Here is a 25,125-nt window from a genome sequence, read left to right on the forward strand (position 1 = left end):
ATTCAGCTGAGTTCTTTTTGTGATACGCAATTAAGAATTTGATACATAAAAAAAGAACCCCTCACTTTTTTTTGTGAGAGATTCATAAATTTAGCTTTTTGTCAAATCCTTATTTTAGTTGCATTGGGTTTTCAGGCTTAATCTTTTTTTATTCAAAATCCTTATAAGGATCATTTTCATCTTCTTCACCGATATCATAGTTATGAATGCTGTAAATTTCTTTGCTGACAACATTGCTTGAAGCCCGTTTGAACTCTCCTTCAAGATAATCCAGATAGGTGCCGGGCGTGATGATACCTACCATCTTAACGATATCGACATTTTTACCGATGATATCATCGACGAAGCGGACACAATTGCTGCCGAAGACATAATATGTTTTAAAAGGTCCGCTCTTGAATTTATAAAGGATGCCTTTAGCTTCATTATAAATCTGGTGGACATGAAGATCGATGCTTGGAGCATTTTTCTTTAACGGCTGATGGATAAATGGAGGATCCCAAGGAATGAGCGTTTCATTTAGATGCTGAAGTCGTTCACGAACGCTTTCTTTTTGCTTTTCACTTAGCTTTAAGCCGAAAACAAAGAGCGTTTTATGACATCTTTTTAAACAGAAGCGGATATAAGCATCACGATCTTTTGTTTTAAAAAGCACGCCGTCACCGATCATTGAAAAAAACTGTTCGCTTTTTCCGTCATAATTACCATAGGAATAAAGAACTCCATCAAACATGAAGTCGGCATGTCCGAATGTATTAAAACCATTATGTGAGGCATGGATGAATATTTCAAAATCATGCTCCTGATTGACCCACTCATCAACTAAAGGTTCGTTTGGCTGTTCCCGGTAATAGCGATTGACGCGATTGAGCCACATATTTGGAATGAAACAGTCAACGATGGCCGGCAGACAGACACGGATCTTAGGGTTGTTTGCATTTTTAAATAATAGGTCGGTCAATGCATTAAGCATCATGCTTCCACCCCAGATCATAAAATATCCGGCAATGAGATAAACCGAAGCATCCCAGTCATAGATAAATGAAAGCATAAAAAAACATCCGGCGATCAGCGATATTATAGATAATGCAAGGGATTTATCTCTTGTATGCTGTTGTTTCAGAATGAAATAATTGATGAAATAAATGAGTGATGAAAGCAAAAGATAGATCGCTACGATAAGAGAAAGCATATTAAGCGGTAAATTAGGAAATGTAACGATAAATATACCGGATATGATTTCTAATAGGGTTCGTATAAAATAATCTTTTCTTTCTGTTTTCTTGCGCCAGCCTTTCCATAAATGGAAAAAGCCGATAAAGATCAGAATGGCCGCTGTTAAATAAATAAAACGATAATAATCATCCGGTGTTGCCGTTAGTATAAAAACACCCAATGCAAAAGTAACAACCCCTGATACAAAGGTTGTTGCGATATCAAATAAACGTTGTATTCTTTTACTTAACTGAACCATAGGCATTATTATAATCCATCTTTTTTAACTTGTCCATCGTTCCTTTTCATTCTCTGTATTCTGTATAAAAAAAGCGGATCTTCTCCGCTTTCTATTCTACTTCGATACAACCGTATCCGCCATCATGTCTTGCATAGACAACATTGATTTCGTGGGTTTCATCATCACGATAAATAAAGAAATCATGTCCAAGCATTTCCATACGCATGATGGCTTCATCCAAATCCATTTCTTCTACGGAAATAGACTTTGTCCTTACATAGACATCTTCTTCTTTTTCGCTTTCATTTTCTATAAAAGATAATGCCAGCTTATCCTTATGTTTTCTTTCCAGACGAGTTTTTTGTCTGCGGATCTGATCTTCAAGCTTGTCAATCGCCAGATCAACTGCGGCATAGAAGTCTTTATGGGTTACTTCTGCACGCAGAACAGCAAGTTTTGTTGGTATCGTGATCTCGACTTTCACATCATTCGGATGTACCTTGACAACAACATTAGCGGTCAGGTTCTCATCAATAATGAGATATTTATCGAGAAATTTTAGCTTGTTTTCAAGTTTCTCCTGCATCCCTTGCGTGATTGAAATGTTTTTTCCATAGATTTGGACTTTCATCAAAATCCCTCCTTCTCTATACTTACATTATACGGCATTCTGATCGGATAAATAGTCTGTTCTTTTTGTGAAATTATGGTATAATAAAGATGCCAATGGGTCTGTCATCTTAAGTATTGGGAGAAACGATCAATCACGTTTTGATAAGCGATCTTTCTGATTTCGCTGTCACTGAAGTGATTGTTTTTTAATGCCTGAATGAAGTTTTGGGCATAAGAAGCATTTTTCATATCACAGATGGTATAAGCAGCATCTTCTTCACCAAAGAAATCCATGAAATCAAAGCCGCATGCCAGATGATCGATCCCAACGAGCTCTTTGATATAGGCCGCATGCTTGGCTAAGGCGTCAACATTGACCTTTGTCAGATCGTGGTCAATAAAATAAGCACAGCTATTCATGCCGATGAGCCCGCCTCTTGCTGCTAATGCCTTGATCTGCTCATCTTTCAGATTGCGGGGATGGTCGCACAGTGCATAGGCATTGGAATGAGTGGCAATAACGAGGCCTTTGGCACAGTCTAAGATATCCCAGAAGGTCTTTTCATTGGCATGTGATACATCAATGACCATATGCAGCTCATCCATTTTTGAAATGACATGACGTCCCATTTCACTTAATCCACGTTCAGGATTACCCTTAACACCGGTAGCCAGTGCATTTTCTTCGTTCCAGCAAAGGCTTGCCAAACGAATGCCATGCTCATACATCCATGCAATGGCTTCAGTTTCATGCTCACGGATACCACACATTCCTTCTACGCTCATTAGAGCTAAAGGTGATTCGTTTTTTAAATCCTGACTGGAAAGAACTCTTTTCCATACTTGTTGATTCTCAAGCTCATTTTCAAGAGTAAGGATCATTTCCTGCATTTCTTCATATGTTTCTTTGCCACTGAAAAAAGAGGCCATGGCAATCGCACTGACTTCACCTTTAAGACACTTGTCACTGTGTCTTGTAAGCAATACATTTTCTTTTCCTAAATGATGCTGACTCAATACATCAGCGCCGATATCGGCATGTAAATCAAAGATTCTCATACATATCTCCATAGATCAAATTAAAATATTTCATTTCTTTCGGTTCGCTTTCCTGGGTATCATAAGAGGCATTGCCAAGCAGTGATAAGACAACATCTTTTTCATTGAGATGTTCAAGGATATCCAGAACATCTTTTTTGGCACGCTCAAAGATTTCCATAAATGATTCATGACTGACTTTTGTTTCGTCTGTCGGATGACACCAGATTTCTTTTTTCTCGTTTAAGACATCATAGGTTTCATCAATCTTATAAGGTACGACATTACCGCTGAAAAGCCATGGGTGTCCTGCTTTTTGTTCATAAGCTTTCAATATGCGTGTCTTGACTCCTTTTGGATCATAAAGCCAGTTTTGAAGCTTATACCAGTCATCTAAAGCGTCTTTTATTTCTTTAGCGCTTATCTTTTCATGGAATATTGTTTCTATGATAGGAACATAGATATTGGCAACGGCTTCAGCGCTGTAAGGACTCTGTTTGGCCAATAAATAGAATTTAAAGGTTCTGATTGTTTCATGACGCAGTTTCATGAGCATCATGGCATCCATCATGGATTCAAAGCGATGATGCATGCTGGCCGAGAGGCCACTGTAAGAGCCTGTCTTATAAAAGATATAAGGATGTGCACGGGAATCCAAGGCCCAGTGACAGAGATGACCGGCAACATATGAGGTCATGGATTTTTTTAAGACTTCATCTTTTTCATGTTGGATCAAGTCTAAAGCAAGATCATAAAAATCATTGACATGAGAGGCATGTACCTTGCTTCCTAATTGACGTACAGAAGCATATTTTTTTTGAAAAAATTTATAGAAAAAAAGAAAATCGGGACCATTGCTTCCTATAATATATTCTCTTGGAAATTCTTTTATGATTTCTTTGAGCTTATGATCACTGATTTCATCATAAACGGCTTTCGCAAATAAACCGTGGGTAATAATATTTGGCATAGAATCCTCCTTTTTTAATAATTATAACATAGATTAACATCTATGACATGAATTGTGAAAAGATACAATTAAAAATGGCAATTTAAAATAATTTTCTTTTAAAGCTTCATTTTTAGAAGTTTGCCAAGTTGCCAATCATGAAAAGGCTTTATGGTAAAATAAAATTACAAAGTAATAAAGTGCTTACATTCATTACTTAGTCAGAGGAGGTGTAAAAAGTGAAAAAAACTGACTAAATTATTTAAAACTATATTATGCGCAGGATTACTGATGGGTGGAGTGACTATTGTACCTTCAACACAAGCAAAAGCCAATGAAATTGTTCCATATGCTTCTTTTATTGATGTTACATTGAATAAAGATAAAATAATAAAGAAGATATCGGTCGGCTCTGGACCACTAGAAAATATATTTTTTTCTATTACCGGAAGCTATCGTTATTCCTCATCAGGTCCATCACTTTCAAATGTTAAGATTTCTGTGAAATTTAGAAATAATGAATCAACTTCTTTCACTGATGATAATCAAGTATATATGGGAAGATATCAATGTTCAATTTTAAATTGGAGTTATTCAGCAACAAGTAGTGGTATGAGAATTAGAATTGTAGTACTTGCAAAAGATATGCATACAAATCGAAGTAATCAGATGACATACTCAATTGATGTTTAAAGCAGGGCATTTCTAACGGAATGCCTTTATCGAATATTTACAGGTGTTATATGATTTATTATAATATTCATAAATGAGGAGTGATTATGAATGAAACTAATGGAAAGACTTCTTTTAAGTATCATTCGAAGGCCGATAAAATCATTGCTGTTGTTGGCGATTGTTTTTATTGCAGGAAATGTGATTTCAGGGTCTTTGATTTTATACAAAACAAGTCAATCCATCAAAGATGAGATCAATGCTCAGATCGTTCCAATTGCCATGCTGGATACTCCGTTAGATATGGCCTGTGCTTTTAGTGAAAAACAGAAATCAGAAATCAATCAGCAGGATTATACGGGTGATGTGAATCGTTCTATGATAGAAAGACAGCTAAAGGCTTATGAAGAAATTAAGAATCTTTCTGAAGTCAGATATGGTGATTATGGGTTTATAGCAGGTTTTTTGGAAACCAGTGAGCCTTATAATATGGATGTACGTCATTTTTATGGTGATTCAGCATATTATGATTTTCTTTATTCAACTTATTATACTTCTTTTAGTTTTGCAACCGTTACGACAACTGATTCTTATTCTTTGCATACCCAAAAAATTTATATAACAGATGGAAGAGATTTTACTGAGGAAGAACTTGAAAATGGTGCTCCTGTCATGCTCATTCCTAACAGTGCTAAAAAAATAATAGAAAAGAATGGTATGTTGAGCTGGAACGATTTGAAAGTTGGTGATACGATTGAGTTTGTAAGTCGCGTCTATTCTGAAAATCCTAATAATATTATCTATAATTTTACCAGGGATGACAGTCTTGTTAATGAAGCAATGATCCAGCAGGCTAACGAAAAATATTTAGATTCTATTTTAGATGAAAAACATATTGAGATTGAAATCATTGGTTTTTATGATGTCAAGTCAGATATAGAAACACAGGAATGTGATGATATTCGTAATGATCCAAGGGCCTTGATTCCAATGAATTTTTACTTGAATCAGCACGAAGATTATTATGAACGTATCATGCGTTATGTAGATGCGAATCAGATTGAATCCAATATTTACTATAATAGTACCGATTATCATAATTATTTCAGTTATTTTGAATTATATTCTTCAGAAGATATCAAGACTTTTGTTGAGAAGACAAAAGATATCTTGGGAAAATATGAGTTAGATTATGACATTATGATGAATAATGACATGTATTTAAGATTGGCAGGACCATTAGAAACGATCAATGTTTCTTCAAAAGTGATTTTTATAGTAGCTGTTGCTGCGACTTTGATCATATTAATAGTGGTCAGTATTCTTTTTATGAGAGAAAGAAAGGATGAAATCGGTATTTTACTGGTACTTGGTGAAAAGAAAAAACGTGTGATGGGACAGTTAATGCTGGAAATGATCTTGATTGGCCTGATAGGTATTTCTGCTTCTATGATAAGTGTACGAGGAATTAGTCATGATATAAGTGAGATGCTGATGGAAAGTCATATCCAGAAGGAATTAGCGGAAGAAAATATGCAGATGATGCCGGAAGAAATCAGTCAGAAAGAAGTTTTAAAACAATATGAAACACAGTTGGAAAATGGTGATTTAAGTAGTGTAATGTTAGCATCTGTTATTGTTTTAGCGGCTTCTACTGGAATTTCTACATTATTTATCTTGCGAATGAATCCAAAAGACATTTTATTGTAATGGAGAATTATAATGATCGTAATCAAGTTTTATTCAGATAGAGAAAAAAGATTATTGGGAAGATATTTCTGTTTTTATAGAAAAAAGCATCATATTAGTTTGTTGCAGGTCTATAATGCCGGCATTTGCGGTCATGCAACTGTTCAAGACATAGAAAAGGGAGTAATCAAGAAAAATGATGATTATTATGACGGTCTTCTGCATTTTTATCATTTAAAATATTTGATGAATGATGAGGACCTTCAAATCCTGGAAGACAGATTCGAAGCTCTCTATCAAGTGTGTGAGCAATTTCAATCAGAAAAAATTGACAAAGAAATCAATTCTTTGTTTGAAATCTGTTTTTCACATCAAGAAATGATGATTTATCGGGAAGTAATCGAAGTTTTAAACTATTTGAAAAAATATTATCTTGATAGTAAATATTTAACTAGGGATGAAGTTTTAAGAGTTATTCCATACATCAATCTATTTGAATCCTTGGGATCGCTACTACTGGAAGTGTGTGAACAAAGCAATATTAAAAAAATCTTAGATATAAAAATCTGTAATCAGTTATATCCATTAGCAGCAGAAAAAAATGATGCGATTGGACGATATTGGTATGCCAGAGAATGTGAGATGAAAGTCAATTATATTGAAGCTTTAGAGATTTACAAGGATCTTTTGAAATACTATGAGAGGGAAGATAATGTTCTTCGAAAGACAAGAACGCTGATGGATATCCACAGTATTTATAGAGATGTTGATCAGGAAAAAGGTAAAATATACACGTCGAAGCTGGAAGATATAGTGAAAGATGAAAGATTACCCGTTTCAATGAAAAAATCGATATATTATAATCTAGGAATGTATTATTATTTATATGAAGATTATGAGAAAGCTCTCAAATATTATGAAAGATCAAACGAGCTCATGAATGATGAAAAAAATATTTTGTTTATTTGTGCATGTAAGAGTCGATTGAATCAAATTATTTGCTTTGATTATTCAATTTGTGAAAATCATTCGTTGTATCCATGTTTGAAATATTATCAATTATGCGCAGAGGGTGTTCCACCTGTACAACTTCAACAATTTATATTAAAAGAAGTCATGAAAAGGTTAAAACAGGAAATATATGCTGAGCCATTATGGACGATGTATGAATATGAAATGAGCAGATTGTGTAAAAAAACAAGAAGTTATCGCAGCTATCAGATCTATATTTTAAAAATGAAAGAAAATATCAAGGAGGGATAACGTGTTCATTATTAAATTATTAATTGCATTATCTTTGATAATAAATGGAAGCATTCCATCTTTGCTTCTCGAAGAGAAGTAGGACAAATACTTTGTCCTGGATTATTATGTAAGGAATAAAAGATTTCAATTCAAACTGTGAGGTGGGCCTATGAGCATATTGGAGGTAAAGGATTTATATTATACATATCCTGATGGTGATCAGGAAAGAGTAATTTTGAATCATGCATCCATGAGTTTCGAAGAAGGTATATTTTATACAATTTTAGGTTCTAGTGGATGCGGGAAAACAACATTTTTATCATTAATTAGTGCTTTGGATAAGCCAAAACAGGGAGATATCTTATATAAGGGAAAAAATTTAGATGAAATTGGATGGGAGAATTATCGTCGCAATAATATTGGAATTGTATTTCAAAATTATCATTTGATTCCTTATATGAATGCTTTTGAGAATGTTTTAGTGGCTATGGGAATTAGTGAAAATAAGGAAAAGGACATGAAGGTGCAGGCTTTAAAAATTCTTGAAAGTGTCGGTATCGATGAAAAGAAAGCGATACGTCGAATCAAGCGTCTTTCCGGTGGTGAGCAACAGAGGGTTGCTATTGCTCGTGCATTAGCAAGCAATGCAGATTTAATTGTTGCTGATGAGCCAACAGGAAATTTAGATAAGGACACAGGATCTATGATCGTAGAAATCTTTCAGAAGTTAGCACATGATTTAAATAAATGTGTAATCGTCGTGACACATGCACAGGATGTTGCTGAAAAGTCTGATGTGATTCTCCATCTTTATGAGCACACGCATAATTTTGTTTTATGAATGTATTTAAAAGAGTTTGGATAAGTATTACACGACGAAAGACAGCCACCTTGATTTTTTTTCTATTTACATTTTTAATGGGTAATGTATTGATATGTGCTGAGAGCATTGCGCAATCAGGTGAAAATACACAAAATCATTTATTAAATCGTATTGGCGGGAAAATAGTATTAACTGACACTTCTCTTTTTTCGGATGCAGAAGTAACAGGATTGACCTTGGATGAATATCGAAAAAAATGGACTGTTTTTGAAGATTGTTTCAAGGCATTGACCGTTCGTGATCATGTTGCGTACGCTGATATTAATTATCATATTAATTTTATGGAATTAAGTCAGAGTGAAGAGTATGAATTAGATGAGAATATAAGTTATGAAAATGGATTTTCGATTTTACATGGTATCTCTTATGCTAATTTAGCGGATGAGAAAGAAGGGTTTATTCAGCTTACTGGTGGCGAAATATTTACTGATAGGCAGATGGAAAATGGTGATAATGTATTAATTGTCAATGAGGATATTAAAAAGGATTCGAAAAATATTAAAGTAGGGGATACCATTGATTTTGTCATGAATATTTCAGCTTATGATTCTGAAAGTAATGAAATGATAGATGTTTATCATGAAATTGTGACTTATACAGTTGTTGGCACTTTTAAAATCATTGAAAATAAGTATTCTGATGTGAAAAATATTCATAATATTCAAATGTTTTATACACCAAACAGAAATATTCAAAAGCTTGCGGAAACATATTTAGAAATGAATCCACAAGAAGATTATGTTTCTAAGATATGGATTGATTCAGCACTCATAGCTGTTGATCAGCCACAGAATGTGAAGTCATTAGAGATGGCAGCTGATAATTATGTTGAAGGTACTGATATTATAGTCACTACGAGTAATGATAGTGTGTCAAACTTATTAGGGCCCATTGATAGTTTTAGTGGTTTGGCTCATAAAACAGTCATTTTCTCAATAGCTGCCATGTGTATTATTGCCGCTTTGATTTCTTTTTATTTCATAAAAGATCGAAAGCATGAAATAGGTATTTACCTTTCAATGGGAATCAAAAGATCGGAGTTATTTTTTCAGATTATCTTAGAAGTAATATTGAGCGGATTATTAGGAATCGTTATCTCTTTTGCAAGCGGCTGGTTTTTGAGTCAAAATCTATCAAGAAATATGATGAGAACAGCTTTTTATGGAGAAATGAGCGTGTCAGAAAAATATACAGATGTTTCTTTTTATCTGAATCCAGATCAGATTGATCAACAAGATATTTTAGATGAATATGTGATTATGATAACTGTTGATGATTTTATTTGGCTTATTGGATTATCAGTAGGAACTTTTTTAATATCTTCTCTTTTACCTTTGCTCTATGTCATAAGGCTTAAACCTAAAGATATTATGCTGGAATAAGACAGGACGCATGTTCCTGTTTTATTTTGAGCAACTTTTAGATCGAGAGAAAAAAGGGTTTTTGAGAAGTGAGGGATGTGTTATAATAAAAAGCGAAAGGAGTTTCGTATGTTAAATATATTCAATCCATCAACATTGCTTCAGATATTAAATGCAGTGGTTGATATCTGTTGTACATGGGTCGTTTTCTATTATGTACTAAAAATTGTACGCAATAATTCACGTACGATTCAAATATTTAAAGGAATTGTTTTTGTAATTATCATTCAGGCTATCGCAAATCTGTTTAATTTAAGAACGATGTCAGTCCTGGCCAATATGTTTGTGAATTGGGGACCACTGGCATTGATCATCTTATTCTCACCGGAGATCAGGAGCATTCTTGAAAAGATCGGCAAGACCAATGTGCTTTCCAGAATCTCGACGTTAACGAGCAATGAGCGTGAATATCTGGTGGATGAACTGGTGAAGGCTGCCGGTGAACTTTCCAAGACACAGACGGGAGCTCTGATCACGCTGGAACAGGGACATTCATTAAGTGACTATATCAAAACGGGTACAAGAATGAATTCAATTGTTACGAGCGAACTTTTGTGTTCGATTTTTGTGCCGGGAACACCGCTGCATGATGGTGCGGTCATCATCCAAGGGGATAAGATTGCCTGTGCCAGTGCATATTTTCCGCCGACGACCTTTGATTTTCCGTCAAGCTATGGAGCACGTCATCGGGCAGCGATCGGTATCAGTGAGATCACTGATTCCATCAGCATTGTCGTCAGTGAGGAAACGGGCAAGATTTCGATTGCTGAGGGTGGAAGATTAACGGTCGTTGATGAAGATAAGCTGCGGGAGTATCTGCTTCAGGCAATCTGTCTTCAGGAAAATGTGGTATCGGATCAAAAGGTTTCTCAGCAGAAAGATGATGAGATCGAGTTTGAATATGGTCATGAGAAGGATTCTCATAAGGGACCGCGTATTACCGCATATTTATTGAAGAATGCCAAGAAGTATTCAAAGGTAAAGGTAGATGACAAGAAGGAAGAAAAAGAGCCGGATGTTAAGTCTACGTATAAGAAGCAGGCAGCTCGTGTGAATAAGAATAGTGAAAAAGCAGGAAAAGAAGTTGCTGAGGAAATCGTTTTTGAGGCTTTGGATGAAAAGCCTAAACGACGCGGCAGAAAGAAAAAGGAAGAGGTCAAGAAGGAAGAAGTACAGAGCGCTGAAAATAACATAAAGGATGAAACTCTTTCAGATGATGATAAATTGGATGCTTTGATGGATCAGATCCAAGAAAATAATAATGGTGAAGGAGGGAATGAGTAATGGCAAAGCCAAGGAAACAGAAGACATCGAATATTGATGAGAAAAAAGTAGAACTGGCAAAGACCATTGCCTCTCAAAGCGAAAAAATTACACGTTCGTATATGAATTTCGGTAATTTCTTCGTGAAAGCCTTTCGTTGGTTTTCAAATTGGTTTGACAGATTATTGTTTAATCGCCGTTTTTCAAAAGAAATTGCTTTGCTTTTGGCAGTCCTGCTGTATGTATCGGTAAATTCATCTTCCAGTATTTCCAGTGTTACCAGCTCAATGTCAAACAGCAAAGAATTTCAGGATATCCCATTGAGCGTGGAGGTCAATGATTCCGTTTATGAGGTCAGCGGACTTCCGGAAACGGTTGATGTGATCCTGACGGGGGAAATGGCTGACATTTCATTGGCTACGGCTGATAAGCAAAAGATCGTTGCCGATCTGAGCGGTTTGACAGAGGGAACACATACAGTTGAATTGCAGGCATTAGGACTCAGCGGCAGTACAAGAGCCACAATTGTTCCAAATCAGGTGACTGTGACGATTACGAAAAAGATCTCAATGGAATTTACGATTGGTTATCAGTTTGTCAATACGAATAAAATGGATAACATTTATGCATTAGGAACACCTGAATTTGAAAAGGATACCGTGATCGTACGTGCTTCCCAGCAGACGATCGATCAGATTTCTATTGTAAATGCTTTGATCGATGTGTCGAACATTACAGGAGATTTCACCGTCGATGCGCCTTTGGTGGCTTATGATCAAAATGGCAATCGTATGGATGTTGATATCGTTCCGGAATCGATCAAGGCAACGGTCAGCGTAACTACGCCAAGCAAGGAAGTACCGATCGTAGTGATACCGAATGGCGAGATACCGAATGATAAAGCGATAGCTTCTATTTCATTGACACATTCAAGTGTTACGATCAACGGACCGCAGGATGTTTTGGACACGATCAATCAGATTGAAATACAGCTTCCGGTTTATGATCTTACAAATGAAACCAATGTGGTGACGATGCCGATCAACCTTCCAAGCGGAGTGCGCGGCAAAGATCCTAGCGTCGTAAGCATTACGGTCGTCTTGGGAGATAAGACGCAGAAGGTCGTTAATGATATTGAAATTACGTATCGTAACCGTGGTGACTGGAAGGCAACCATCAGTGAGGATGAGAGTGCTACGGTAAGTGTTACGATCATAGGTACTCAGGAGATGATCGATAGCTTTGATGTTTCCGGTATTGAGGCTTATATTGATTTCTCAGAGCTTCCTGAGGATAGCAGCGGTCTGGTAGAATTACCGCTTCATATTGAAGGAAATAACAATATGCTGACCTTTGAGAGCGATCGTCAAAGTGTAAGATTGAATGTTTCAAAGTAGGAGGGTACAATGGGAAAATATTTTGGTACGGATGGTTACAGAGGCAAAGCCAATGATACTTTGCGTTTAGATTATGCCATCAAGATTGGTCGTTATTTGGGATATTATTATGGCAAGAATCGTCATGCAAGGATCTTGATAGGTAAGGATACCCGTCAGTCCAGCAGCATGTATGAAATGGCCCTGGCAGCAGGTGCCAGTGCCAGTGGGGCAACGGTTTATCTTTTAGGTGTGTGCCCGACGCCGAGTGTGTCATATCTGATTCGAAAAGAAAATTTTGACTGTGGCATCATGGTCAGTGCTTCTCACAATCCGTATTATGATAATGGCATCAAGCTGTTTAATGGTGAAGGTAAGAAGATGGATCCTGAAGTTGAAGATGCTATTGAGGCTTATTTTGAAAGTGATGAAGAACTTCCTTATGCACAGGATGATAAAATCGGTAAGGTCTTAAATTTTGAGGATGGACTGCAGCTTTATCTTTCATGGTTAAGAGAGATGAATCCGCTTGATCTGAGCGGCTTTAAGATCGCTCTTGATTTGGCGAATGGCAGTGCCACAACGACAGCGCAGGAATGTTTAAATGAAATGGGAGCTACATTGGAAGTGATTCATAGCGAACCAAATGGAATCAATATCAATGATCATTGCGGTTCGACGCATCCTGAAGAGCTCCAGCAGCTGATGAAAGAAGGCAACTATGATGTGGGCTTTGCCTTTGATGGTGATGCGGATCGTTTGATTGCGGTAGATGAAGATGGTCATTTGATCAATGGGGACTATATCCTGCATATCTGTGGCAAGCATATGCTTGCTCAGGGCAAACTGAAGGATAATGCGGTCGTGACGACGGTGATGGCTAATCTTGGTTTATATAAGTCTTTTGAGAAAAATGGTATTTATTCCGTACAGACAGCAGTCGGTGATAAATATGTTTTTGAAAGCATGGAAGCTAATGATTACAAAATCGGTGGCGAACAATCCGGACATATCATTTTTAAGGATTATGAAAATACAGGTGACGGATTGTTTACGGCCTTGCAGCTGTTAGCGGTAATGATCGATGAAAAGGCTTCTTTAAAGAAGTTGGGTGAAGATCTGTTTATTTATCCGCAGCTTTTAGTGAATCTGCGGGTTAAGGATAAAGAAGCGGTATTAAAAGACCCGGAAGTCAATAAGGTAATTGATGAAGTGGCAAAAGAGCTGGGAAGTGAAGGACGTATCCTTGTTCGTCCAAGCGGAACAGAGCCTTTGCTGAGAGTGATGGTTGAAGCTAAAACCGATGAGCTATGCCATGACTATGTTTATCGGGTCATTGATTTTGTGAAGGAAAAAGGACTGTAAATAAGCAAAAAAGATATGCATGATGATGCATGCACTAAAATTTGATATCAGCCATCACGTTATATGACGATGATGGCTTTTTTATAGTTAAGCATCACCATGTTTTTTTTCTGTTTTGAATTCTTATTCACAAAAAAATGAGGTATAATCAAAATGGAAAGCGAGTTGATAATATGAATCATATTCCATGCAGTGAATATCCGCGTCCGCAGATGCGAAGAAATAGTTATCTATGTTTAAACGGGGAGTGGGATTTTTCGATTCACGGTGAAAAAAGAAATGAAAATGGCAAAGTGATCGTTCCTTTTTCAATAGAATCTAAATTAGGTGGAAGCCGGGAGGCTTTAAAGCCGGATGAAACATTGATCATGGAACGGGACTTTGAACTTTTGGATGACTTTAATGTTGGCAGGGTACTGCTTCATTTTGATGCGGTGGATGGTCAATGCAAGATCTGGATCAACGATTCATTGATAGGGGAGAGCGAGTGTGGTTATCTGCCCATCGTTCTTGATATCACCAATGTCCTAAAAAAGAAGAATCATATTTGTCTTGTGATTCATGATGCCAGTGATACCGGCAGTCAATTAAGAGGAAAACAGTCGCTGCATCCAAAGGGTATCTGGTATTCCGCACAAAGCGGGATCTGGCAAAGCGTTTGGCTGGAAAGCGTTTTTGAGGATTATATCGAATCACTGAAAATTACACCTTATTTTGATGAAAAAAGTGTTGAAATCTTTGTCAAGACAAATACGTCCGGATTGGTATGTATTACATGTGGTCAAAAAAGTATCGAGGGTGAAAGTAATTCTGCGATCCGTCTTTATCTGGATGATATGCATCCATGGACACCTCAAGATCCTTATCTTTACGATTTTACGGTAACGTTTAAGAAAGATCATGTTGCTTCTTATTTTGGGATGCGCAAATTTGGCGTTATGAAGGATGAAGAGGGAGTCATGCGTCTTTTTCTTAATAATCACCCGTATTTTCAGAGCGGATTGCTTGATCAGGGATATAACAGTGAGGGTTTGATGAGCTGGAAAGATGATCAGATGATGATCGATGACATTCAATTGGCAAAGTCGATGGGTTTTAATATGCTGCGTAAACATATCAAAATAGAGCCTTTGCGCTGGTATTATCATTGTGATCGTTTGGGAATGCTGGTCTGGCAGGATATGGTGAATGGAGGCTGTCCATATAATCTTTTAACGATCAGCTCTCCTCTGATTACGAATAAAAGCTTTAAAGATTCTCATTATCGCCTCTTTGGCAGGAAGGATGAGCATCAGCGCAATATGTTCATTGAACAGCTGAAGGGAATGATCGACCATTTATATAACTGTGTCAGTATTTCGATGTGGGTGATTTTTAATGAAGGATGGGGACAGTTTGACAGTGCAAAAGCTTTGCAGCTTGTTCAAAAATGGGATCCTACAAGGACGATCGATCCTGCAAGCGGCTGGCATGATCAGCAAATAGGTGATTTTAAAAGCTGGCATGTTTACTTTAAACCTTATAAATTTAAAAAGGACGGACTTGGACGATGTGTCATCCTAAGTGAATTTGGCGGTTATCAATGGTCATTTGAGAAAGGAAAAAAGAGCTTTGGTTATAAGCGGATGGAAAGTCAGAAAGAGCTGGAGGAAAACCTTATTCAGCTCTATGAACAACAAATCATTCCAGCAAAGAAATTAGGGTTAGCCGCTTGTGTCTATACACAGTTAAGCGATGTTGAAAGTGAAGTAAACGGTCTTATCAGTTATGACCGTAAAACAATCAAAGTCAGTGCTGAAGTCATGAAGAAACTAAATGAAAGGCTTAAAGATGATGAAAAATGATATTTGTTGCCATACGATTGAAAATGAATATATTTCGGTTACGGTTATGAACATGGGAGCTGCGCTTGTTTCCTTTGTTGATAAGAAAAGCGGGATCGATATCGTCTTAGGATTTGATTCATATGAAGGTTATTTGGATCAGCAGGGTTCCTATATGGGAGCAACGATCGGTCGTTGTGCCAATCGGATCGCTAACGGTTGTTTTGTATTAAATGGAAAAGAATACCATCTAAGCAAAAACAGTTTTCCTCATTCACTCCATGGCGGATATGATAATTTTTCTTTTAAGATATTTGATATGAAAAAGGAAAAAAATGCGGTTTTATTCACTTATTATTCAAAGGATCATGAAGAGGGATATCCGGGAAATTTAAGGCTGGAGGTAGAATACCGTCTTGAAAACCATTCATTGGTTTATACGTTCAAGGGCATCAGTGATCAGGATACGATCATGAACATCACGAATCATTCCTATTTTAATTTAAATGGGAAGGGAGATATCTTATCTCATGAGTTGAAAATCAATACGGATCGTGTTGCTTTAAACGATGAACATGCACTGGCAACAGAAAAAATCATCCATGTAAAGGATACAGCATTTGATTATCAAAACTTTCATCAAATAGGAGAACGTTTAAAAATCGGTCATGAGAATCTTTTAGATGGTTATGATCATAATTATGTCTTTGAGAATACAGATATAAAAGAAATGGCGGTGTTGAAAAATGATCATATGCTTCTACAAGTTACAAGTGATCTTTTAGATATGCATCTATATACTGCCAATCATTTAAATGGCACATTAAAGGGAAAAAACAATCAGGTATATCAAAAATATGCAGGTATCTGTTTTGAATGTCAGTATTATCCGAATGCGATCAATTATGACCATGTATCAAAACCGATATTAGTGGCCCATCAGCCGATGACACATTTCATAAGATATACATTAAAAGAGATATCTTGATAAAGAGGATTTTAGGAAATGTAGGATTACTATCAACATCAGAAAGAAATTAAATTTCTAAGCATTGTAAACGCTTTCTTCTCGTGGTATAGTAGGCACGGATAGGATCCAGGAGGAAAACATGAAAAAGATAGTATCTTTATTTGCATGTCTGATGATGGTTGTCGGCTTAACTGCCTGTACAAATGCAGAGCCAAAAGATGAGAAGAAAACGGTGAATGTCGGTGTGTCGATCTATAAGTTTGATGATAATTTCATGACGTTGTACCGTCAGGAAATCGAAAAGTATTTTAAAAGCCTGAATACAGATGAAGTGACGTATAATGTCACGGTTCAGGACGGTAAGAATGATATGGCTGAGCAGACCAATCAGATCGACAATTTTATTGCTCAGGATTATGATGTTTTGATTATAAATTTGGTGCAGTCAACTTCAGCCGCAACGATTATTGATAAATGCGAAGCTGCTGAGAAACCATGTATTTTTATAAATCGCGAGCCAAGCGAAGAAGATATGAAAAAATATGAAGGAATGATCAGCTATGTTGGTGCAGATGCCCGGCAGTCCGGCAAGATGCAGGGTGAGTTGATTGCAGAATTGGATAATAAAGGGGATCTGAATGGTGATGGAATTCTTCAGTATGTAATGGTTGTCGGTGATCCTGAAAATGTGGATGCGAAATATCGTACTCAGTATTCCATTGAACAATATCAGGAAGTAAGCGGCAATAAGGTTGAAAAGCTCGATGAGCAGCGTGGTGACTGGGATCAGGCCAAGGGACAGGAAATTGTTGCGAATGCTCTCACTCAGTACGGTGATAAGATCGAAGCTGTCTTCTGTAACAATGATGCGATGGCTTTAGGGGCAGCGCAGGCTATTACGGCTGCCCGAAGAACGGTAGGCAAGGATATTTATCTTGTAGGTGTTGATGCTCTTGCGGAAGCTGTGGATCTGGTATCAACGGATATGATGAGCGGAACGGTCTTAAATGATCATGTCACTCAGGCACATAAGGCTGTCGATGCCGCAATATCTGCTGTTAATGGTGAAAAGCTGTCTGCTTATTACTGGATAGATTATGTGAAGGTAACTCCTAAGAACGCTTCACAATTCAAGTAAGTCAAAAAGATAATCAGGTGTGCAGCAGCACACCTGATTTTGTGAAAGGGAGCCGAATATGAGTGAAATTTTATTAGAAATGAGAGATGTCAGTAAAACCTTTCCCGGCGTCCAAGCACTGGATCATGTTTCTTTAAAAATAAAAAAAGGGAGTGTCCATGCCTTGATGGGAGAAAACGGTGCCGGTAAATCTACATTGATGAAATGTCTTTTCGGTATTTATAAGATGGATAGCGGGGAGATACTGCTTGAAAACCAGCCTGTCAATATCAAGGACACACAGGAAGCCCTGACATTAGGAATAGCGATGGTTCATCAGGAGCTGCAATCCATACCTGAACGAAATATTGCGGAAAATATCTTTTGCGGAAGATATCCGATAAAAAAAGTTGCTTATGTAAAGATGATCGATCATAAGAAAATGATGGAAGATACTGAAAAGCTGCTATCAGAAATCAATCTGAAGCTGTCACCTAAAACTAAGCTGGCAGATTTATCTGTTTCACAACGGCAGTCGGTTGAAATAGCAAAAGCTATTTCATGCAGCGCTAAAGTGGTGATCATGGATGAGCCGACATCTTCTCTAAGCGAACATGAGGTCAAGGCATTATTTGACATCATCCAAAGATTAAAAGAAAACGGAACCTCAATTATATATATATCACATAAGATAGAAGAAATACTGAAAATCGCAGATGAAGTTACGATCATGCGTGACGGTGCCTATGTTGGCAGTTGGCCATCGACTGAACTGACAACCGATAGGATCATTCAAAAAATGGTAGGACGTGAACTGACAAACCGTTATCCTTTACGTAAAAGTCATCCGCAAGAGGTCATCTTACAGGTTGAAGATCTGACATCCTCAGATCCGAAATCATTTAAAAATATTTCTTTTGAGCTCAGAAAAGGAGAAATATTAGGTATTGGCGGCTTGGTAGGGGCGCAACGAAGTGAACTGATGGAAGGTATTTTTGGAATGCGAGCAATCGCAGGGGGCCAGATCACTTATAAAAATAAAATCTTAAAGGTCAGGCGTCCTCGGGATGCGATATCAAAAGGAATTGCCTTATTGAGCGAAGACCGAAGGGCAATGGGCATCTTTGGTGTCCTTTCTATTTTTGACAATGTTACGGTAGCTTCTTTAGATCATCATTTGATTTTAAAAACGATATTGAATAAAAAAAGCTTAAATGAAGTAGTACATGAAAGCATAGATAAAATGAGCATCAAAGCGCCATCTGCCAAATCACTCATTCAAAATCTTTCAGGCGGCAATCAGCAAAAGGTCATTATCAGCCGCTGGCTGGCTAATGGCCCCGATATTCTGATTCTTGATGAACCGACAAGAGGGATTGATGTTGGCGCTAAATATGAAATCTATACAATTATGGAAGATTTGGTGGCACAGGGAAAATCAATTATCATGATTTCCAGTGAAATGAGCGAGCTGATCGGCATGAGCGATCGTATTCTGGTCATGTGTGAAGGAAGAACCTCAGGTCTGCTTGATGCCGCGATGGCTACGCAGGAAAATATCATGATGCTTGCGACTAAGTACATGTAAGGGAGCAGAAAGATGAATATAGAAAAAAAGAGCCTCATCCATTTTATGAGCAATAATGCCATTACCTTGCTTTTGATTCTGTTGGTCGTATATGTTGGAATCACACAAGCCGGATTTCTCAGCGGTCCGAATTTCAATAATATCATGACCAATGTCGTTCCTCGTTTTATTATCGCCTTAGGTGTCAGCAGCTGTCTGATCACCAAAGGTACCGATCTTTCGGCAGGAAGAATGGTAGGGCTGGGAGGTGTCATTGCCTGTACCTTTCTTCAAAGAGCAGATTATGCGGATCGTTTCTTTCCGCAATTGGCACAATATCCGTTATTGGCAGTCTTATTGCTTGTCATACTGGCGACAGCCTTCTTTGGCTTGTTGAATGGTATGGTCATTTCTATATTAAAGGTACCGCCGTTTCTGGCAACATTAGGAATGCAAACGATCGTATATGGTATCAATCTTGTCTATTCAGGAGCTGATCCGATCGGCGGTTTAAGGAAGGATTATACCTCACTTGCGACCGGAGAATTATTTTCAATCGGTGGTTTCAGCTTTAAATATCTTTTTCTGATCGGTATCCTATTAGGTATCCTTTTCTGGTTTCTTTATAATAAGACGCGTTACGGTAAATATATGTATGCCATTGGCGGAAATGAAAATGCCGCAGAAGTATCAGGTGTCAATGTCACCTTATCAAAAATTAAGATCTATACGGTAGCCGGCATCATGTATGGTATTGCCGGATTCCTGCTGGCCGCCAAATCAGGTGGAGCGTCGGTCAATCTGGGATTGAGTTATGAATTGGAAGCCATTGCCGCTTGTACGATCGGAGGCGTATCAACAACAGGAGGAGTAGGAAAAGTATCCGGTATCTTATTAGGTGTATTGGTCTTTGAGCTTTTAAAGACCTCGATGCAGTTTCTTAAAATTGATACATCTTATCAGTTTATCGTCCAAGGAGCCGTGATCATCATTGCTGTTGCCTTAGATATCAGAAAGTATCTGGCGAAAAAATAGAGCTCTATCGCAGAAGAAAAAACAATAAATGGGAATCGGTGATGAATGGCATCGGTTCCTGTTTGTTCAGGACTCTTTTCCTTTGAATAGTTACCATAGCTCCTATTAAGAATAGAAAAATGCAGTATTCACTATTTTGAAACAGAAAGTGTTGATAGGCCGTACATTTCATTTTTATTTTTTATTAAATTATATCTTGTCAAATGAAATCGTTTATGGTATTATACTTAAGCATGAACGAGTTCAAGCACTGCAGAAGTACTCAAGTGGTTGAAGAGGTGCCCCTGCTAAGGGTATAGGCCGGGAAACTGGTGCGAGGGTTCAAATCCCTCCTTCTGCGCCATTTCAAATTCATGCGATATGGTCTAGTGGTGTAGTGGTTAACATGCCTCCCTGTCACGGAGGAGATCGTGGGTTCGAGTCCCATCTAGACCGCCATGCAGATGTAGTTTAATGGTAGAACACAACCTTGCCAAGGTTGATACGGGGGTTCGATTCCCCTCATCTGCTCCATGTGTAAAATACTGCCCTATTTTAGGGCTTTTTTTTATTTTATTTTGCTCGTGGCGTAAATTTGGCGTAAATTTTAAATTTCGTTAAGCAAATTTTTTATTTTTTCATGGGATTCTTTCATTAAATGAGCATAGACATTCATGGCTGTTTCTACTGTATCACCAATTCTTTCTGCCACTGCTGTAATAGGTATTCCTTTGGTAATTAATATAGATGCATGGGAATGCCTGAAATCATGGATGCGGATATACTTGACTCCTGCTTTTTCTATGTATAAGTCTTTGTGCCTTTTCAATGTAGTAAAAGAGTATGGCTTATAAAAGCCAAAAATATATTTATCATCGCTATACCCATCATAAGCCTTGCATATTTTTAGATAGTTATTTAGCATTTCACAGGTCTTTGTATCAAGGTCTAATTTCCTTATGCTGTTATCGGTTTTAGGATAAGTGATTTCTTTTGAAATTTTTGAATAGGTTTTGTTAATTTGAATGGTATAACCATCATAATCTTTCCATTGCAAAACAACACATTCACCTTTACGCATACCAGTCATATAGAGAAGCCTGAATAAACACTGATCCATTGGGTCTTCAATTACACTCATAAATTTATTAAATTCGTCAATTTCCCATACATTCATTTTGGGGGTATTTTTCTTTTGATTTTTTGCTCTACCGACAATTTTCAGCGGATTATAATTTAACCCATAGATAGTTCCTGCAAAAGTATAGAATCTATTAAAAATCTCATGTATTGATTGAATATATTTGGTGCTGTAATTCTTGTTGATAAGTTCTTTTTGCCACTTAATAATATCATTAGGTGTAATTTTATCTATTTTTTACTAGAAAAATATGGTTTAATATGAAGCTCATATCTATATTTAAATGTGATTATAGACGACATTTTTATTCTTGATTCAGCATAACTGAAATATTCATTTGCAATATCATCTAGTGTCAGAGATAAACGATTTTTGTCTTTTATTTCTAATAGAAAGAATCGTTCAGTATCTTTTGCTTCTTTAGAGGTTTTAAACCCTCTGCGTTTGTATCTTTTATTATTGCCTAAAAGATCGACATAGCTTCCTTCAAAATAATACGTTTTTCTTTTCTTATCTTTGTAAACTGGCATTGATTATACCCTCCTTTATGTGATAAAATTGGGTATAGAAAAACTGGTGTGGTAATCAATTTTTCTATACTGTGATGTTGGTAGCATCACATTCATCCCTTGTTGGTAGCAGGGGATGTTTTTATATGTTATAATAGCTAAAAGAGCAATAGATACTCTACGGAGCCTATTTGTGTTGCACCTCATTACCCGTTGGGGATGTGGTGTTTTTTATTTGTTTTCTTTACTTTTTTTCTTGGCAGTTTTATTAAGTTCTTGAATCACTTTTAAATACTCTTCCTCAACAGGAGATAATGTTTTTTCCTGATATTTGCGATATTCCTTAGTTGCTTTATCTATTGCTTGTTTATGACTAACACTTCCTGCATTTGTAAGAAGCTTTCTATCGCTAGATGATAAAACTCTGTCTAGCTGTTCGATGTAATCACTCATATACATAGGCTTATGTTCCAATGCATTGATTTCTGCAATATCAAAATAACCTGATACGAGATTATTTAAAACTTTCAATTCCTTTTCATCTAAGTAGTTTTTTGCAATTCCAATATCATTCAATACTGGCATCTCGCCGCTGAATGAAGTAAGTCCCATATAAGGTTTATCGGCATCGGCTCTTTGATAAATCACTTCTGCTGCAGTATGTCCATGAGCTGCGTAATGTAATTTGTTTTGGACGATTTTAAAGAATTCGATAGACTTAGGATCGTGAGCATCATAATCAACACTGGTAGCATATAGATCCAGCACTTGGCGATATAACATCTTCTCAGATGACAGAATATCACGAATACGATCCAGAAGCTCTTTCCAGTAATTGCCACCACCATTTCCTTTCAGTCTTTCATCGTCTAGTGCAAAGCCTTTGATCATATATTCTTTTAATCGCTCGGTGGCCCATATTCTAAACTGCGTACCTCGTAACGATTTTACACGATAACCGACAGAAATAATTACATCAAGATTGTAATAATCTACATTATATACTTTTCCATCTGTTGCAGTGTAGGCAAATTTTGCCCATACTGATTCTTTTTTTAATTCACCTTCTTTAAAAATGTTCCTAATATGTTTACCAATAACACTTCTGTCTCGTTGAAACAAATCTGCCATCTGATCAATTGAAAGCCAAACTGTATCATTTTGAACCTTTACTTCAACATGAGTATTTCCATCCGCTTGATACAGTAGAATTTCACCTTTTGATTTATCTTCCATTTTCTCACTCCTCTCGTGTATGTAAATACTTAATTAACTTTTCCTACAACTTTGCCGATTACCTCGAACTGAGTATCTTCGCTGATTTCTTTATCCGGATAATTTTTATTTAAAGAGATAAGTTTCTTATTACCGAGGACTTTTATATAAGCTTCACCATCATACATAAATGCACCAATTTCGCCGATTCTTACTTCACCTTTTTTTCATCATGACCTGATTACCATCATAATAAGTTGGCTCCATAGAATCTCCTGTTACACCAATAACAAAATCAATATCCTTATATTCAACAGGCACTTCTATTTGTTCGCATGGAACATCATCAAATACGAATAAACCAGTACCAGCTGATAAACCAGTTAAATAATTGGTTTGGTTACTGTTGTATAAAGAGGTTCAGATTCTTTTTCACTTAATCTATCTAATAGCTGATCTACCGTTTCTTTATCGTAATCTGATAAAGAACGGTTTTTTTTTATGTGTTCTTTTTCGCTAAAAGAAAGAATTTCTTCACTAGCCATATCATCGAAGAAATAACTCGCTGAAACATTTAAAATTGTACACGGTTTTGAAACTATCTCTACATCAGGATTGCTGACACCTTTTTCCCAGTTGCTGATTGTGGTGTTTTTTATTATACAAAAATTATTCCAAAATTGCTATAAAAGTATTATCATGTAAATAGTGATTGGTTCATAAATCAAAAAGTTGTAAATAACTTCCTCATCTGCTCCATGTATCGAATAAGTCCGAACGATCGGGCTTTTTATTTTTGACGTTTAAAAAATTATATTTTTATAAAGAATTTAAAGATATATATATATATTCATTGAGATGGATATATGTGTTAAACAATACATGAATAAGATGGTAAAAATTGGCAGGAAAAGGAATATAAAAGTTAAATATATTGGTGCAGAAATCTTAATTATGTATTATAATATCACAAGAAGGTGTATAGAATGTATGTAGATTATTATAAATCGTTAATTGGACTCATCAAGATCGTATGTGATGATGAATATGTTTTAGAGTGCGAATTTGTGGATGAAATAGAAGAAAAAGCATGTGAAAGCTCTTTGTCAAAGGAAGTAAAAAAGCAATTAAAAGAATATTTTATGGGGAAAAGATTATCGTTTGAATTACCGTTAAAGCTTGATGGCACGCCTTTTCAGCTAAAGGTATGGAATGCATTGCTTCAGATTCCTTATGGGCAGACATGCACATATAAAGATATAGCACAAAAGGTCGATCATCCAAAAGCTGTGAGAGCTGTTGGTATGGCTAATAATAAAAATAAGCTTATGATCTTAATTCCTTGTCATCGTGTTATTGGTTCCAATAATAAGATGGTAGGATATGCCGGAGGTATATTTAAGAAACAGGTATTGCTGGATCATGAGAAAAGCGTGTTGGAAAACTTATAGCTCCTGAATTTCAGGAGTTTTTTATTCAACTGATGGTTGAAATGATGATTTCAACTAACAAGTTATTGGCAAATAAGGCATTTGTATTTACGATAGGAGTATCCGGATAAAGGAGGAGATTCCATGAGCAAATACTATGATGAAAGAGAATTTGAAAAAATGAAGAAAGAACTGATCAAAGATGTGACGACCTATATCTATATCACAAGGAGGAGATAAACGATGAACAAGATAGGAAAAACCATTGCCGATCTAAGAAAGGCTAACAACATGACTCAAAGCGAAGTTGCCGATATCCTTGGCGTCAGCTATCAGGCTGTCAGCAAATGGGAAAGAGATGAATCACTGC

General features: G+C 36.6%; 24 protein-coding genes, 3 tRNA genes and 1 pseudogene. 18 read left to right on the forward strand and 10 right to left on the reverse strand.

Annotated elements, in window-relative coordinates:
- Positions 1-148 precede the first annotated feature (148 nt).
- The 4 genes from Q0K35_RS02600 to Q0K35_RS02615 all read right to left on the reverse strand — a co-directional run bounded on the left by Q0K35_RS02600 (position 149) and on the right by Q0K35_RS02615 (position 4,076).
- Positions 149-1,474 (reverse strand): DUF308 domain-containing protein, encoded by a 1,326-nt coding sequence (locus Q0K35_RS02600; protein ID WP_294561118.1) that lies wholly within the window; start codon positions 1,472-1,474, stop codon positions 149-151.
- A 91-nt stretch (positions 1,475-1,565) separates the two neighbouring features.
- Positions 1,566-2,087, reverse strand: coding sequence for a ribosome-associated translation inhibitor RaiA (raiA, locus tag Q0K35_RS02605; RefSeq protein WP_294561119.1), 522 nt, complete (start codon positions 2,085-2,087; stop codon positions 1,566-1,568).
- 104 nt (positions 2,088-2,191) lie between these two features.
- Positions 2,192-3,127, reverse strand: a complete 936-nt coding sequence (locus tag Q0K35_RS02610) for a membrane dipeptidase (protein WP_294561120.1) — start codon at positions 3,125-3,127, stop codon at positions 2,192-2,194.
- The gene (locus Q0K35_RS02615) at positions 3,114-4,076 is read right to left on the reverse strand and encodes a zinc dependent phospholipase C family protein (protein ID WP_294561121.1); all 963 of its coding nucleotides are present in this window, start codon (positions 4,074-4,076) and stop codon (positions 3,114-3,116) included. Before Q0K35_RS02615 ends, Q0K35_RS02610 begins: the two co-directional genes overlap by 14 nt.
- Positions 4,077-4,346: 270 nt before the next feature.
- Here Q0K35_RS02615 and Q0K35_RS02620 point away from each other — a divergent pair, with 270 nt between their 5' ends.
- From Q0K35_RS02620 to Q0K35_RS02695, 16 genes are all read left to right on the forward strand, one after another.
- On the forward strand, positions 4,347-4,748 hold the full coding sequence (locus Q0K35_RS02620) for a hypothetical protein (RefSeq protein ID WP_294561122.1): 402 nt from the start codon (positions 4,347-4,349) through the stop codon (positions 4,746-4,748).
- Between the two features lie 90 nt (positions 4,749-4,838).
- Positions 4,839-6,437: an ABC transporter permease gene (locus Q0K35_RS02625; RefSeq protein WP_294561123.1), complete on the forward strand. Its 1,599-nt coding sequence runs from the start codon at positions 4,839-4,841 to the stop codon at positions 6,435-6,437.
- Positions 6,438-6,449: 12 nt separating this feature from the next.
- Positions 6,450-7,679 (forward strand): hypothetical protein, encoded by a 1,230-nt coding sequence (locus Q0K35_RS02630; protein WP_294561124.1) that lies wholly within the window; start codon positions 6,450-6,452, stop codon positions 7,677-7,679.
- Between the two features lie 151 nt (positions 7,680-7,830).
- Positions 7,831-8,502, forward strand: coding sequence for an ABC transporter ATP-binding protein (locus tag Q0K35_RS02635; protein WP_294561125.1), 672 nt, complete (start codon positions 7,831-7,833; stop codon positions 8,500-8,502).
- Positions 8,499-9,926 (forward strand): FtsX-like permease family protein, encoded by a 1,428-nt coding sequence (locus Q0K35_RS02640; protein ID WP_294561126.1) that lies wholly within the window; start codon positions 8,499-8,501, stop codon positions 9,924-9,926. Before Q0K35_RS02635 ends, Q0K35_RS02640 begins: the two co-directional genes overlap by 4 nt.
- 108 nt (positions 9,927-10,034) lie before the next feature.
- Complete coding sequence (gene cdaA / locus Q0K35_RS02645) at positions 10,035-11,249, forward strand: diadenylate cyclase CdaA (RefSeq protein ID WP_294561127.1); 1,215 nt, start codon at positions 10,035-10,037, stop codon at positions 11,247-11,249.
- A complete protein-coding gene (locus tag Q0K35_RS02650; protein ID WP_294561128.1) occupies positions 11,249-12,625 on the forward strand; it encodes a CdaR family protein in 1,377 nt (458 codons plus the stop codon). Before cdaA ends, Q0K35_RS02650 begins: the two co-directional genes overlap by 1 nt.
- Before the next feature lie 9 nt (positions 12,626-12,634).
- Positions 12,635-13,969, forward strand: coding sequence for a phosphoglucosamine mutase (gene glmM, locus Q0K35_RS02655; RefSeq protein ID WP_294561129.1), 1,335 nt, complete (start codon positions 12,635-12,637; stop codon positions 13,967-13,969).
- Between the two features lie 173 nt (positions 13,970-14,142).
- A complete protein-coding gene (locus tag Q0K35_RS02660; protein WP_294561130.1) occupies positions 14,143-15,813 on the forward strand; it encodes a sugar-binding domain-containing protein in 1,671 nt (556 codons plus the stop codon).
- Positions 15,785-16,780, forward strand: a complete 996-nt coding sequence (locus tag Q0K35_RS02665; RefSeq protein ID WP_294561131.1) for an aldose epimerase family protein — start codon at positions 15,785-15,787, stop codon at positions 16,778-16,780. Before Q0K35_RS02660 ends, Q0K35_RS02665 begins: the two co-directional genes overlap by 29 nt.
- Positions 16,781-16,901: 121 nt before the next feature.
- Complete coding sequence (locus Q0K35_RS02670; RefSeq protein WP_294561132.1) at positions 16,902-17,900, forward strand: galactose ABC transporter substrate-binding protein; 999 nt, start codon at positions 16,902-16,904, stop codon at positions 17,898-17,900.
- 58 nt (positions 17,901-17,958) lie between these two features.
- Entirely contained in the window at positions 17,959-19,467 is a 1,509-nt protein-coding gene (locus tag Q0K35_RS02675) for a sugar ABC transporter ATP-binding protein (RefSeq protein ID WP_294561133.1), read from the forward strand.
- Between the two features lie 12 nt (positions 19,468-19,479).
- Entirely contained in the window at positions 19,480-20,481 is a 1,002-nt protein-coding gene (locus Q0K35_RS02680; RefSeq protein WP_294561134.1) for a beta-methylgalactoside transporter, read from the forward strand.
- Between the two features lie 252 nt (positions 20,482-20,733).
- A tRNA-Ser gene (locus Q0K35_RS02685) sits at positions 20,734-20,824 on the forward strand.
- Positions 20,825-20,843: 19 nt separating this feature from the next.
- Positions 20,844-20,919, forward strand: a tRNA-Asp gene (locus Q0K35_RS02690).
- Position 20,920: 1 nt separating this feature from the next.
- Positions 20,921-20,994: transfer RNA gene (locus tag Q0K35_RS02695), tRNA-Gly, on the forward strand.
- A 73-nt stretch (positions 20,995-21,067) separates the two neighbouring features.
- On the opposite strand, the gene Q0K35_RS02700 is transcribed toward Q0K35_RS02695, so the two are convergent.
- From Q0K35_RS02700 to Q0K35_RS11530, 6 genes and pseudogenes are all read right to left on the reverse strand, one after another.
- The gene (locus Q0K35_RS02700) at positions 21,068-21,637 is read right to left on the reverse strand and encodes a site-specific integrase (RefSeq protein ID WP_294561135.1); all 570 of its coding nucleotides are present in this window, start codon (positions 21,635-21,637) and stop codon (positions 21,068-21,070) included.
- Between the two features lie 194 nt (positions 21,638-21,831).
- Positions 21,832-22,131, reverse strand: coding sequence for an Arm DNA-binding domain-containing protein (locus Q0K35_RS02705; protein ID WP_294561136.1), 300 nt, complete (start codon positions 22,129-22,131; stop codon positions 21,832-21,834).
- Between the two features lie 210 nt (positions 22,132-22,341).
- The gene (locus tag Q0K35_RS02710) at positions 22,342-23,346 is read right to left on the reverse strand and encodes a virulence RhuM family protein (protein ID WP_294561137.1); all 1,005 of its coding nucleotides are present in this window, start codon (positions 23,344-23,346) and stop codon (positions 22,342-22,344) included.
- Between the two features lie 29 nt (positions 23,347-23,375).
- The gene (locus Q0K35_RS02715) at positions 23,376-23,534 is read right to left on the reverse strand and encodes a S24 family peptidase (RefSeq protein WP_294561140.1); all 159 of its coding nucleotides are present in this window, start codon (positions 23,532-23,534) and stop codon (positions 23,376-23,378) included.
- Between the two features lie 174 nt (positions 23,535-23,708).
- Positions 23,709-23,870 (reverse strand): hypothetical protein, encoded by a 162-nt coding sequence (locus Q0K35_RS02720; protein WP_294561138.1) that lies wholly within the window; start codon positions 23,868-23,870, stop codon positions 23,709-23,711.
- A gap of 21 nt (positions 23,871-23,891) precedes the next feature.
- Positions 23,892-23,987, reverse strand: a pseudogene (locus Q0K35_RS11530) (helix-turn-helix transcriptional regulator); the annotation flags it as partial.
- Positions 23,988-24,311: 324 nt separating this feature from the next.
- On the opposite strand from Q0K35_RS11530, the gene Q0K35_RS02725 reads away from it, so the two are divergent.
- Entirely contained in the window at positions 24,312-24,776 is a 465-nt protein-coding gene (locus Q0K35_RS02725; protein ID WP_294561139.1) for a methylated-DNA--[protein]-cysteine S-methyltransferase, read from the forward strand.
- Between the two features lie 222 nt (positions 24,777-24,998).
- Positions 24,999-25,125, forward strand: a 127-nt coding sequence (locus Q0K35_RS02730) for a helix-turn-helix transcriptional regulator (protein ID WP_294561141.1), incomplete at its 3' end; no start/stop codon positions are given.

Source organism: uncultured Traorella sp. (genome assembly GCF_944327115.1).
Taxonomy (GTDB): Bacteria; Bacillota_I; Bacilli_A; order Erysipelotrichales; family Erysipelotrichaceae; genus Traorella.